The organism is Desulfatiglans sp., from assembly GCA_012513605.1.
GTDB lineage: Bacteria > Desulfobacterota > DSM-4660 > Desulfatiglandales > HGW-15 > JAAZBV01.
Genome location: JAAZBV010000016.1, coordinates 1 through 13225 on the forward strand (window position 1 = coordinate 1; position 13225 = coordinate 13225).

13 protein-coding genes are annotated in these 13225 nt (G+C 43.9%); 6 read left to right on the top strand and 7 right to left on the bottom strand.

All coding sequences use genetic code 11. The features are described from left to right. Both GX654_01815 and GX654_01820 read right to left on the bottom strand, forming a co-directional pair. On the bottom strand, positions 1 to 1150 hold a 1150-nt coding region (locus GX654_01815; GenBank protein ID NLD35583.1), incomplete at its 3' end, for a hypothetical protein. An 18-nt stretch (positions 1151 to 1168) separates the two neighbouring features. Then, positions 1169 to 1579 (bottom strand): hypothetical protein, encoded by a 411-nt coding sequence (locus GX654_01820; GenBank protein ID NLD35584.1) that lies wholly within the window; start codon positions 1577 to 1579, stop codon positions 1169 to 1171. 383 nt (positions 1580 to 1962) lie between these two features. On the opposite strand from GX654_01820, the gene GX654_01825 reads away from it, so the two are divergent. Genes GX654_01825 through GX654_01840 form a run of 4 tightly spaced genes read left to right on the top strand, consistent with a single transcriptional unit; the run spans position 1963 to position 6243 of the window. Beyond that, positions 1963 to 2640 (top strand): ABC transporter ATP-binding protein, encoded by a 678-nt coding sequence (locus tag GX654_01825; GenBank protein NLD35585.1) that lies wholly within the window; start codon positions 1963 to 1965, stop codon positions 2638 to 2640. A 3-nt stretch (positions 2641 to 2643) separates the two neighbouring features. After that, positions 2644 to 3876, top strand: coding sequence for an FtsX-like permease family protein (locus GX654_01830; GenBank protein NLD35586.1), 1233 nt, complete (start codon positions 2644 to 2646; stop codon positions 3874 to 3876). A 2-nt stretch (positions 3877 to 3878) separates the two neighbouring features. Then, a complete protein-coding gene (locus GX654_01835; GenBank protein NLD35587.1) occupies positions 3879 to 5141 on the top strand; it encodes an ABC transporter permease in 1263 nt (420 codons plus the stop codon). 19 nt (positions 5142 to 5160) lie between these two features. Beyond that, the gene (locus tag GX654_01840; protein NLD35588.1) at positions 5161 to 6243 is read left to right on the top strand and encodes an efflux RND transporter periplasmic adaptor subunit; all 1083 of its coding nucleotides are present in this window, start codon (positions 5161 to 5163) and stop codon (positions 6241 to 6243) included. A gap of 60 nt (positions 6244 to 6303) precedes the next feature. On the opposite strand, the gene GX654_01845 is transcribed toward GX654_01840, so the two are convergent. Beyond that, the gene (locus GX654_01845) at positions 6304 to 6738 is read right to left on the bottom strand and encodes a universal stress protein (GenBank protein NLD35589.1); all 435 of its coding nucleotides are present in this window, start codon (positions 6736 to 6738) and stop codon (positions 6304 to 6306) included. A 183-nt stretch (positions 6739 to 6921) separates the two neighbouring features. Here GX654_01845 and GX654_01850 point away from each other — a divergent pair, with 183 nt between their 5' ends. Both GX654_01850 and GX654_01855 read left to right on the top strand, forming a co-directional pair. Next, positions 6922 to 7554 (top strand): flagellar brake protein, encoded by a 633-nt coding sequence (locus tag GX654_01850; protein NLD35590.1) that lies wholly within the window; start codon positions 6922 to 6924, stop codon positions 7552 to 7554. A gap of 19 nt (positions 7555 to 7573) precedes the next feature. After that, positions 7574 to 8146 carry a flavodoxin family protein gene (locus GX654_01855; protein NLD35591.1) on the top strand — a complete coding sequence of 191 codons (573 nt, stop codon included), beginning with the start codon at positions 7574 to 7576 and terminating at the stop codon, positions 8144 to 8146. A 457-nt stretch (positions 8147 to 8603) separates the two neighbouring features. Here the strand turns inward: GX654_01855 and tyrA are convergent, their stop codons facing one another. The 4 genes from tyrA to GX654_01875 form a co-directional block, all read right to left on the bottom strand. Then, the gene (gene tyrA / locus GX654_01860; GenBank protein NLD35592.1) at positions 8604 to 9737 is read right to left on the bottom strand and encodes a bifunctional chorismate mutase/prephenate dehydrogenase; all 1134 of its coding nucleotides are present in this window, start codon (positions 9735 to 9737) and stop codon (positions 8604 to 8606) included. Positions 9738 to 9873: 136 nt separating this feature from the next. Next, entirely contained in the window at positions 9874 to 10947 is a 1074-nt protein-coding gene (locus tag GX654_01865) for a 3-deoxy-7-phosphoheptulonate synthase (protein NLD35593.1), read from the bottom strand. A gap of 226 nt (positions 10948 to 11173) precedes the next feature. After that, positions 11174 to 12502: a hypothetical protein gene (locus GX654_01870; GenBank protein ID NLD35594.1), complete on the bottom strand. Its 1329-nt coding sequence runs from the start codon at positions 12500 to 12502 to the stop codon at positions 11174 to 11176. A gap of 116 nt (positions 12503 to 12618) precedes the next feature. After that, the coding region (locus tag GX654_01875; GenBank protein NLD35595.1) for an acetyl-CoA C-acyltransferase at positions 12619 to 13225 on the bottom strand (607 nt) is incomplete at its 5' end.

Consider the following 13225-nt stretch of genomic DNA (forward strand, 5'->3'; position numbering starts at 1 on the left):
CCTGAAGTGCCATGGGTTTAAATGCTGTGGTATTAACCCCGTTTCCCCAGTAGGTTTCCGCAGCCACCTCGACATTTTCCGACAGGAACTTGCTCAGGTCATCCTTGGTATTGAAACCATGAACATCCTTGAGCAGTTTTGCCACAGTCGGGTCCATGATAATTGTGGCTGACATACCTGCCAGGGAACGCATGTAATCACGGAACATCATTTGCGGCGGATGGCTTATCTGTGCCTCTCCAACGCTTGAGATATAACTCCACCCCATGCCTATGCTTACAACATTGTCTGTCTTTTTAAAACCAAGCTGCACACTCAGGGGCTCCCATCCATCAGGAAGAGACTCTTCATTTTCTGCAAAACATATATTGTTGTACTGAAGGTTGCTTCCAAGGGTTGAATATGCCCCCTCATTAAGCCTGAGATCACCCATGATCTTGCCCGCGATAGTAAAGACCCTGCCAAGTATTGAGTTGGCCTCGCTGAATGGGCCAAGGGCATCAACACCTGAATTCATGTTAAGCTCTTTTCTTATGGGGCCGTTTACAACTATCATGTTGGCCGCAGAGCTTGTGGAATTGCCAAAGCTGTTAGCCCTGCTGCATATCGCCAGAATGGTCGGGAAGTATTTTGGTGTGGCACCAGCCATGACCGCATAAACAGCAGACTTTTCAACTGTCATTTTGCGGGAGCCATATTCACACACGATCTCATCAGGTTTATGGCTCGTGCCTGTAAGCATCTTTGCCACACGCTCTTCAGTTGGAAGGATGATCGGGTTAAAATCTGTCCATTCCTTTTCATTAAACAGCCTTCTCAGGTTATCCTCTGTATCAGGCGCAAGGAGGCGCGGTTCAGGTTCTGCGCCCCGCGGCATACCTGCAAATTTCTCATCATTAGTTAATGGCAGGGTAAGTCCATCTATAATGGCCTGCATCATGGGCTTATCGCTCAAGAGGTCTTTCCCTTCAACATACGCCTTATGTACAGACCTTGGCTGCCCTGCAACCGGGAAAGGAAAAGCAACATACCTGATAGGCATGCCATTGGCATATTTAACATTATAGTCTTTAAATTTTACTACGTTTATTCCTGAGGCACCGACTGTAGGAATATTGCTCTCTTCAAGGGATCTCGCAAATCGGCTCACGACCGACACACATCCGTGTCAGCCGCCAATGCCGATAACAGCACCCCGTGCGTTTGCAACGATCTCTGCCCTGAGATCAGGATCATCGCCCATCCAGCCGCCCTTTGATCTCCTTACCTCTACCCTGACCGACGGCATGTTTTTATTAAACCACTCCTTCATCTCCTCGAAAACAGAGTAGCCTGCCTCAGGGCCGCCCCACTGAAGATCAACCAGGTAGATGGTTTTACCTTCAAGGGTATCATTGCGGGGCGCAAGGGGCGCCCTTTCAGCAAAGGCGGTTGACAGGGCAGGGTTCAACAGGGTTATCAGAGGTTCTTCGGCCTTCTGGGTCACTGTCTCCTCTTTTTTGGTACAGGAGATAACACATGTAACAAAAAGGATTAAAAAAACATAAAAAACAGCTACATAATGAAACTTCTTAAACATAACTCCCCTCCTTTAATGATGTGGTTTTGCGGTAAGAATGCGATTACAGGAAGAAGACTCTATTGGATAAAATGGGTTATGTCAATAATCTAGTGCTCATCCATAAAGAGGCTGGTTCTGTATTGAGCTTTCCTCTTTCAGCCTTCAGCCTTCAGCTTTCAGCTATCAACTGTCACCATTTTTATAGACTCAGGTATTGGCCTATAAATCCAGCTTGAGGATTATACAGCTAAAATCTGGCTTAATATTTTAGGTGTTGCTTTTTATTCACTTTTAACCTATTGATATGTATCAAAAAAAATAATATTAATTATGGCACGCTTTCTGCTTTACAGGCTTTTAAAGTAATTGCCTACTATTTCAAAAACCGGAAGATTCTTTACATGATAAAACTGGAAAATGTACATAAGACATATTTTAACGGCAGCCCTCTTCATGTGCTTAAGGGTATAAATCTGCATATAGAGGCGGGTGAGTTTGTCTCCATCATGGGATCATCAGGTTCAGGTAAATCCACACTCCTTAACATAATCGGAATACTTGATAATTATGATACAGGTGCATACTGGCTGGGCGGGACACATGTATTAAACCTCGATGAAAAAAAGGCCGCATATTTTAGAAACAGGATGATCGGTTTTGTATTCCAGTCATTCAACCTGATCAGCTTCAAGAATGCCATGGAAAACGTGGCGCTTCCACTCTATTACCAGAATGTCGGCAGGAAAAAACGCAACATGCTGGCCATGGAGTATCTTGAAAAGCTGGGCCTTCTGGAGTGGGCTGATCATACCCCGAACGAACTCTCCGGCGGTCAGAAACAGAGGATAGCCATTGCCCGTGCAATGATCACAAAACCCAGGGTAATAGTGGCTGATGAGCCTACCGGTGCGCTCGACAGCGACACATCCATTGAGGTAATGAAACTGCTTCAGGAGATTAATTCTGATGAAGGGGTGACAATAATCATCGTCACCCATGAAGGTGATGTATCCCGCATGACAAAAAGGATTATCAGGCTGAAGGATGGTATTATCGTTGAAAAGGAGGAAGAGGTATAGATTATGCTGGACCTTGACTCCTGGCAGGAGATATTCAGCATCCTTGGTAAAAACAGGCTCCGTGCTGTTCTGACAGGCTTCAGTGTGGCCTGGGGTATCTTTATGCTTATCATACTGCTGGGAGCTGGAAACGGTTTTGAAAATGCCATGAGAAAGGGTTTTTCAAACTCTCTTATAAACAGCATGTGGATATGGGGCGGCAAGACCACAAAACCTTATAAAGGCCTGAAACCCGGAAGATATACCAGGCTTACAAATGAGGATTATGAGCAGATCAGAAAGAATATACCTGAAGTGGAACTCATATCATCGCGTTTTTACCTGCCCGGCCAGAATTATGTGGCCTATAAAGGAAAATCACTTAAATATCAGGTTATTTCAGTGTATCCCGATTATCTGGCTATTGATAAGGTGAATATTATCCAGGGTCGACCGATAAATAACCTTGATATTATTCATAAAAGGAAGGTCGCCATAATTACTGAGGAGGTTAAAAAAGAGCTTTTCAATCATAAAGAGGCGATTGGTGAATACATTATTGTCAATGGCTTTTATGTTAGGGTTGTAGGTGTATGTAAAGACAAGGATCAGAATAACAATCAGGTTGTGGGTCTACCGATCACAACGGCCCAGTTAATATGCGGCGGCAAAAAGAATATTTCAAATCTCTGTCTCACTATTCCGGTCTCTTCATCTGTTAAGGAATCGGTGGAGATCGAAAAAAATATCCGCTCTCTGTTATCTGGGATACATAACTTTGATCCTGAAGATGAAAGGGCTGTATATATATCAAATAGCGTGGAGCAGGCGGGCAGGTACATGACTATCATTAATTCAATAAGGATGTTTGTCTGGGTAATAGGCATCATGACCATTGTGGCGGGTATAGTCGGGGTGAGCAATATCATGACCATCGTGGTAAAGGAGCGTACCAGGGAGATAGGCATAAGAAAGGCGCTGGGTGCGAGGCCCCGCTCAATTATAGGGATGATCATGCAGGAGTCTATATTGATTACATCCCTGTCAGGGTTCATTGGTCTTCTTTTTGGAACCGGCCTGCTTGAACTCATAAGGACAAAAATGCCTGCAAATAATTATTTTTATAATCCGGAGGCCGATATAAGGATCGCAGCTACCGCAACACTGTTTTTGATAGCAGCAGGTCTGCTGGCCGGGTTTTTCCCGGCCCGAAGGGCTGCCCGGATCAAACCTATTGTTGCATTGAGGGATGAATAAAGATGCTGGACAGAGACCTCTGGCAGGAGGTTTTCCATATCCTTAAGAAAAACAAGACCCGCACGGTGCTTACAGGCTTCGGTGTGTTCTGGGGCATATTCATGCTTGTAGTAATGCTCGGGGCAGGAAGGGGTCTTAAAAACGGCATATTTTACGGGACAGGGGATCTTGCCCTTAACAGCCTTTTTATATGGACAAATTCTACGACAATACCAAACAAGGGATTTGACAGGGGTCGTTACTGGAATTTTACAAACGAGGATTCCCAGGCCCTGCTTGATAACATTCATGAAATAGAGGTACTGGCGCCAAGGCTGAACTACAGGGGCGGAGATGTAGAGATATCCCGCAATAACCGGAGTGATTCATTCAGGATTATGGGCGATACCCCCGAATATCTCAGAATTGAACCTCTGACCGGGGTTTCCGGCAGGTTTATCAATAAGAAGGATCTGAAAGAGAGGCGAAAGGTTATTGTTATAGGGCAAAGGGTTCGTGAGGTGCTGTTTGAACCTGATGAAGAGCCGTTGGGTAAATACCTTAAAATAAACGGGATATACTTTCAGGTAGTGGGGGTATTTAAATCCAGACGCCCTCCGAATAACGGCGGTGACAACCAGAATAAAACCATTCTAATGCCTTTTACTACTCTTCAGCAAACACAGAATAGGGGTAATATTGTAGGATATTATGCGGTTCTGGCCAGGCCGGGCATTCAGGCAAAGGCACTTGAAGAAAAGATGAAAAAGTTTCTTGCAAAAAGGCATAAGGTATCACCTGATGATAACCTTGCCTTTGGCTCTGACAATGTTGAGGAGGAACTTCAGGAACTAAATAATCTATTTGCCGGTATCGCCATCCTCTCGTGGATTGTAGGTACATTGACACTCTTTGCCGGGGTGATAGGCACAAGCAATATAATGCTTGTTATTGTTAAGGAAAGGACAAAAGAGATAGGTGTTCAAAGGGCCCTGGGCGCAACACCAGTAAGAATAATCAGGCAAATTGTGACAGAATCAATTTTTTTAAATACTGTAGCGGGTTATACAGGTCTGCTTCTCTCGGCAGGGCTGGTTGAATCAATCGCCTATATCCTGCGTAAAGGCCAGATAGAGACTGTCTTTTTTCACAATCCTGAAGTCGATTTAAAGGTCGTAACGCTGGCCCTTGTTATTTTGATTATATCCGGGGCCATAGCAGGGTTTTTGCCGGCAAGACGCGCCATAGCCATAAAACCCATTGATGCTTTGAGATCAGAAATTTAAAATAAAGAAAGGTCTGAATATGAAAAAATTTTTTATAACTCTGACAGTCGTAATCCTTTTAGCTGGTGGTGTCTCCCTTTTTGTCTACCTGGCAGCAAAGGAGAAGAAGCCCCCGGTTGTATTTGAAACAGTGGAGCCTTTCATTACTGATATTGTGAAAAAGACAGTGGCAACAGGGTCTATTAAGCCGCGCAAGGAGGTGGAAATAAAGCCGCAGGTGCCGGGTATACTGCAGGAGGTCTATGTGGAACCGGGGCAGATGGTAAAAAAGGATGACCCTATTGCAAAGGTACAGATTATACCTGAGATGAAGGAGCTGAATGCCGCGGAAGCGAGGCTTGTTCAGGCAAAGATCAAGTATGATCATGAGAAATGGAACATTGGGCAGCAGAAGGAGACCTTTAAAGAGGGGATAACAACTGAACAGGATTATCACAGGAGCGAGGCGGAATATAAAAACGCAAAGGCGGAGTATGAGGCTGCGGAGAATAATCTTGAGATAATCAAGAGGGGTGTTGCAAAGAACACCACCACAACAAATACCCTCATATGTTCAACCATGGATGGCATGATACTTGATGTGCCTGTAGAAAAAGGGGATACAGTGATACAGAGCAATTCATTCAATGCAGGGTCAACCATAGCAACGGTGGCAGATATGAATGACCTGATATTTGAGGGGAAGCTGGATGAATCAGAGGTTGGAAAAATTAAGATCGGTATGAAGCTCCTTATTAGCATAGGGGCAATAGATAATGTGGAATTTAATGCCACACTTGAACATATTTCACCCAAAGGGGTTGAGGAAAACGGTGCTATCCTTTTCCCGGTAAGGGCAGATGTTGATCTGGTTGATAATATATTTGTTCGGGCAGGTTACAGCGCTACGGCAAATATCGTTCTGGATAAAAAGGAGCATGTCCTTGCAGTAAATGAGTCTGTGCTCCAGTTTGATAAAGATAACAAGACCTTTGTTGAGGTTGAAATAGCTCCTCAGCAGTATGAAAAACGTTATATAGAAACAGGTATTTCAGACAGCATTAATATAGAGGTTATTTCAGGCATTGATAAAGATATAAAGCTAAAGGTGCCAAAGGTATAAAATAAAAGATCCCCTGTCTCCGGCCTTATCAGAATTGGCCGGAGACAGAGAGATTTATCTTTATACCCTTACAATCATAACAGGTACAGGTGCAAGTTTTAAAATACGGTGCGCAACACTCCCAAGCAGTATCCTTTCAAGACCCGCCCTGCTGTGGCCCATAATAATAAGATCAATGCCATTTTTTTCTGCATATTCAACTGTCTCTTCAGCAGGATTCCCTGATAACACCTGTGTTTTTACCTTCATCCCTGCAAATACCTCTTCAGCAAAACTCTTGATCTGGTTATTTGCAGCGGACACAACCTCAGTCTCAAAGTGCTCAAGCCCTGCAACAGGCATATCCAGGGTATTGTAATAATGTCCTACACTTGCGACATATACTATTTCAATATCAGCCCCGAATTTTTCTGCCATCAGCTTCACATGTTCAGCGATCTTTTTTGATTCCTCACCCAAATCAGTAGGAAACAATATCTTTTTATAACCTGTCATAGTAATTCCTCCTTTCTTCAGCTACAGTTAATATTTAAAAAAATCAGATTCGTTTGATATAAAAATAATAACAAAAAACTATTTTTCCAGCAATCTACTCTTGAAATAGCAGAAAATTGCAAATATAGTCAACCTGTTCAAACTGAATTCACTGTTTTCCCGACCATTAAAAGAGAAGATGCTATGGAAAAAAAAGAAAAACTTGCACTGGTGCTTGGAATCGAATTAACCATGCAGATAGAGGGGATGGAAGAAAAATTCAGGTCCATCCTGGTAGGCATTGAGTCCCCGGATTATCTGATGGTGCGCATGCAGATACCAACCAGATTTAGAAATCAGATAGATAAAGGCACTGTTTTTATTGTCCGGTATGTTTACCTTGGCAATGTGTATGGTTTCAAGACAAAGGCCATAGGTTCTGTTGATAAGCCCTATAAGATTACCTTTCTATCATATCCTGAAACAGTGGAGAGCCTCAATATCAGGAAGGCGCAGCGTGTAAGCTGCTTTATACCTGCCACCATGGAAATCAACAAAAGGCAGATCAAGGGGCTCGTAATGGAGATCAGCCGGAGCGGGACTCGTTTCAGGATATCGTCCATCCCGGAGCTGATCCGGGAGGTGACTATAAATGAACCTATCAGGATATCCTTCCCCTTGCTGGGGTTTGAAGGCATACAGAATTTTAAGGGGATTATAAAAAGTGTGAACAGTGATTCTGAAGGTTTATATTTTGGAATCCAGTTTGAAGATATAAAGCCGGGTGTAGAGAGCATGATAGATGGTTATGTGAGGGATGTTCTTGATATTCATTAATTTCTAAGGAGGATTACACATGAAGGTTCTAGCTATAAACGGCAGCCCGCGTAAGGACGGAAATACAGCCATAATGCTTAAGACAGTCCTTGATGTCCTTGAGAAAGAGGGGATTGAAACAGGGCTCTATCAGTTTTCAGGTAAATCAATACATGGCTGCAAGGCATGTATGGGATGTTTTAAGAATAAGGACATGCGCTGCACATTTAATGATGATTTCAATGAAGTCTTTGCAAAAATGGCTGAGGCAGATGGCATTATTCTGGGTTCACCCACCTATTTTACAGATGTTACATCAGAGATGAAAGGGCTCATTGACAGGGCAGGATTTGTCTCATTCGCAAACGACAGGTGTTTCAGGCGTAAAACCGGTGCCGCAGTAGTTGCTGTGAGAAGGGCAGGGAGTACCCATGTATTTGATACCCTTAATCACTTCTTTTTTATCACAGAGATGATGGTGCCAGGCTCCAGTTACTGGAATATGGGTATTGGCCGTGAAAAGGGGGAGGTGGAAAAGGATGAAGAGGGGTTAAGGACAATGAAGGTGTTAGGCGAAAATATGGCTTGGATGATGAAAAAGCTGTATTCCTAATAATCAACGGTTTACGGTCTGAGGTCTGCGGAAAAGCAATAACTTTAAACCCCATGCCGTACACCGGAAACTGTGCACCTCTTGTTCTATGATAAATGGCTATTGGGGTCAATTTCAATTGCGATTTCGATTGCGATTTTGATTTTGATTTTGAAAAAAAGCTCCGTGTCCTCCGTGGTTAAATATAAAGATTCGTTAGCATCGTCCAAACTTTTTAGTGGCTTCCACCCACACCCTCACGAGCTCTTTGTCACTGTAATACATGGCTGACCCTGCGGCCATTATAAAACCGCCGTTTTTTCGAATATTTCACGCATCCTTTTTTGTGTTCACGCACCTTTTCAGGGGTGCCTGCCTGTAATAGAGGAATGGAAACCATCCTGTCAGGCCATTTTAGATAATAGGCATCCTGTGATCTTTTTGTCCTTTCTTCCCTTGAACCCTGGACCCCTCTATTTTAAAATCTCTCAATCAACTTATCTATCAGAAAACTGCTTTCCCTTAATGCCTGTCCGCTGAAGGGGCCGAACCAGGTGGCTATCTCTTTAAATTCTGTTTCAAACTCCTCCTTGTCAGATTTTTCTACCATGCTGGTCAGTTCTGTTATGGAGGTGATAAACTCCTTTAACAGGGAGCGCCTTTCATCTGAAGCGAATATTATCCCCGAGTAGAGGTCAGGGGCCTGGGCAAAAAGGCGGCCCACCATGCCCAGCTCAAGCCGGTATATGGGGCTTGAAAACTCCAGTGAGCGGAACAGGTCAACATTCTCCCTGAATAAAAACCTGCCAAAAGTAAATGTGGCAAAGTGCCTTAATGCCTGCACAACCGCCATGATCCTGTCATGTTCTTCTCCACTGGACCTGACTGTAATGGCCCCCCATTCTGACATCTGATCAATAACCCATTTACATGACCCTTCATATCTGCCTGGTGTCACTACAATTATCTGCTTATCCATGCTGAATGTTGAAGGTCCGAAGAGCGGATGTATCCCCAGTACAGGGCCTTTATGTGTGCTCATCATTGCACTCACAGGCTCTTTTTTAATACTGGTAAGATCAGCGAGAACTGCATTACTCGGCAGGTATGGCGTAAGCTTTTCTATAACAGATAAAGTGATTTCAATAGGTACACTTACTATGGCAAGGTCAACTCTATCGCATAAAGATTCAACCTTATCCCAGTCATTACGACCAAGTACCCTTGTAATGTATCCTGATTTATTAAACCATTGGGCGAAATATCTGCCCATGCCCCCTTTGCCGCCTACAATCAGCACAGTCGCATCCGGTTTAACACCTTTTTCTGATTTTGACTCTGTCTGCTCAACCCTTGACTGACGCAGGAGCGATCGGAAAAGCTCCTCCACATAATCAGGATCAAGCCCCTTTTCCTTTGCCAAGGCTCTTCGACTTGATATCATATCCTCTTCCCTGGCTGGATGGCGGACAGGCAGGTTGCTTTTCTTTTTTATCTCTATCACCTTCTCGACCTCTGCCTGTCTTTCTGCGAGTAGGTCGATTATCTTTAAATCAATCTGATCAATCCTGTCCCGTGATTTTTCAAGTTCATTATTTGTTTGATTATCCATAGTTGCCCCATCTATTTATTTTTTTGTCTTCTTCTAAAACAAAGGAATTAATCTGGAATATAAAGGGATATTATACCAGCGAAATATTTTTTGAAATTTCATGGTACATATTTTCCAGCATTATCCCTGTATAATATTAAATTTTAAACCTTATACCATTACCTGAGTGCTGTTCCAGGTAATTAAATGTGGACATTATTAACTCCTCTGTCATCTCCCATGATATACAGGCATCAGTTATTGATACCCCGTATCTGATATTCTCAGGTGAATCACCAACTGCCTGACTGCCCTCGTGTATATTGCTTTCAAGCATGAGCCCTGTTATGGAGTCATTACCGTCCATGCGCTGATTGATTACATCCTGCCACACCCGTGGCTGCATCCTGTAATCCTTTGATGAATTGCCATGTGAGCAGTCTATTATTATGGAATCCCGGAGACTGTTTTTCTTTAAAAGGGCAATGGTGCTGTTAACACTCACAGAGTCATAGTTGGGGCGCATACCTCCCCTTAAAACAATATGGGTGTAGGGATTCCCTTTTGTGTGTACAATGCTGGTACGTCCCATACTGTCAATACCGATGAATTTCTGCGGTGAGGCCGATGCCTTCATGCCATTAACAGCAATCATTAAATCCCCGTCTGTGCCGTTTTTTAAACCTACAGGCATAGAAAGCCCGCTTACCATCTCCCTGTGCGTCTGGGACTCTGTTGTCCTTGCACCGATCGCGCTCCATGATATCAGGTCTGCAATATACTGGGGGCTTATTGTATCCAGCATCTCTGTTGCAGCAGGAACTCCCATACCGGTTATATCAAGCAGCAGCCCTCTGGCTGCCCTTAAGCCTGACTCAATATCACATGATCCGTCCAGGCAGGGGTCATTTATAAGCCCCTTCCACCCGATGCTGGTCCTGGGTTTTTCAAAATAGACCCTCATGATAATAAAAAACCTGGACTCAACCTTTTTAATAAGCGTTTTCAATCTACGGGCATAATCCTGGGCTGACTCCCTGTCATGTATTGAGCAGGGGCCGGTTATCACCATGAGCCTGTTATCTTTTTTATCCAGTATATCCCTGATTGATTTTCTTGAAGAGCTGACTGTGTCAATCGCGTTTTGTGAAATAGGCAGCTCCCTGATAAATGTATCAGGAGGAAGGATAGGGGTATATGATTCAACATAAATATCAGTTATCTTTTCCAAGGTATTACCTCCAAAAATAAAAAAGCCGCAGGAAGGTTCTTCCTGCAGCTTTCTGGATCGTTAAATATTTTAAGACTGAATCAACCGGCTGCAGGCAGACCAAAGGCGTAGTAATAGTAATAATAGCTGTTTGTTCTGCCTGAAAAGTTCTTCATCTGTTGATTCCCAATAAAGTCCGTTTAATTTAAACAGAAGGTTACCACATGCTTTTCAAAATATGCAAGGATTATTTTCTGTATACCCCGTATTCCTTTGCCGCCTCCAGTACTGCCTTTACATTTTCTTTTTTAACATCATCGGAGGCGGCCCCCGGCGCAAGGATATATCCGCCCTCCTTCCCAGCGGTTTCTATAAGTGTTTTACAGCGGGCCTTAACATCAGAGGGCGTGCCGGTTACCATCATGGAGATAGGTATGTTTCCCATGATGCAGGAAGAGCTGCCAAGGATATCTTTTGCCCTTTTAATATCTGTCTGGTCAAAATGCCAGATTACTGATGCCTTTGGCAGATCCTTTACAATCTCAAGCCGTGAGTTATAAGCACCCTCAGCAAAAAGTACAGGCACAACCCCCTCGGCTACCAGCCCTTCGACCACCTTTTTAAGATAGGGCCAGTAGAATTTCAGGAACTGCTTTTCGGACATGAAACTGTCTGCACCGCGATGAAGCGGCATATACATGCATGGTATTCCTGTTATATCCGCTGTTTCAACTATTGAGCGGATGGCATTGGGCATCTCTCTTTCAATGTATTCAATGAGCTTTTCAGGTTGCCGGAACATATCATTGATTGTACCCACAGTGCCCCTCAGTGAGGCCCCGATGGTATCAATAGGTACACCACCTCTCGCTAAAACATAGAATGTGGGAAGCCCCATTGCCTTACCTGTCATATCCACCTCACTAAGGACCTTTCCCCACTCCCTCTCATGTTCACCAGCCTTGTTGAAAACAGCAAATACCGATTGTATCTCAGGGTCGGCAAATGCCCCGAAGCCCGAGCCAAAAGAGCCGATAGACTGGATGGGTGGTAGCTTTTCAAGTGGCTTGGCTATCTCGCATGCGCGGGGGAGATATGTGCGCAGGTGAAAATCAGATGGGTTTTCCATAAACCGGTCCCATTCATTTGCCTTTAAAAGCTCAAGTTCCACATACTGGGGAGAACAGTTATCAGGGAGCCCGTTACCAGCCCATTTGTATGACCTTGGTCTTACCATATCCCATATATAACCGTTCCTGACATTGGGTGTGGGCAGAGAGTCCTGCTCTACCTCATTCATATATCTGGTCCAGGCGTTTTTCAGTTTTTCAGGCGAATACATCACATCCTTTACAGTATATCCTGAAAAGCGGGCAGGTGCATGCCCTGTACCGCAATAAGAGGGCACCCTGTCAGGCTCTTTTAATTTTATGGCATCAATAATCCTTTGTACTCTTTCTTTATAAAGCTTTTCAGCATCAAGGGTGATAAATTTGATATCCGCGGGAGAAAGCCAGCGTTTGAATCTTTTCTCCCGTTTCTCATCAGGGGACAAATCGGGCCACTTTTTTTCCATGTAATACCCTCCTGTGTAGAAAAATAAAGGAGGCCCTGAATTAAGGGCCTCCTTTTTATTTAAAATTTGAAATTTGAAATCTGAAATTTGAAATCTGATATCCTGAATTTTGAATCCTACACCTGTTCCAGCACCATTGCAATGCCCTGACCGCCGCCTATGCAGAGGCTTCCAATGCCAAGTGCATCGCCTTTTCTATTCATCTGGCTGATGAGCGAAACAAGGAGCCTTGCACCTGATGCGCCTATTGGATGCCCTATTGAGATACCGCTTCCAACAAGGTTTACCTTTGCAGGGTCACATTTGAGTTCTCTCATGCAGCCTATTGCCTGTGCTGCAAATGCCTCGTTAAGCTCTATTGTGCCGAAGTCATTGATGGATAATTTTTCTTTGGCCATTATCTTTCTTACTGCCGGTACAGGGCCAAGGCCCATATAAGCCGGGTCTATACCTGCTGTTGCATATGATTTAATCTTAACAAGCGGTTTAAGCCCTAACTCTTTTGCTTTGTCTGCAGACATAACCAGCATGGCGGCTGCGGCATCATTGATACCTGATGCGTTGCCAGCGGTTATTGTTCCATCTTTTTTGAATGCGGGTTTCAGCTTTGCCATCTTTTCTGCGTTGGTCTCCATTGGTCTTTCATCTGTAGCAAAGGCAATCGGGTCTCCCTTTTTCTGGGGGATCATAATCGGTACTATCTCATCCTTGAAAAGTCCGCCA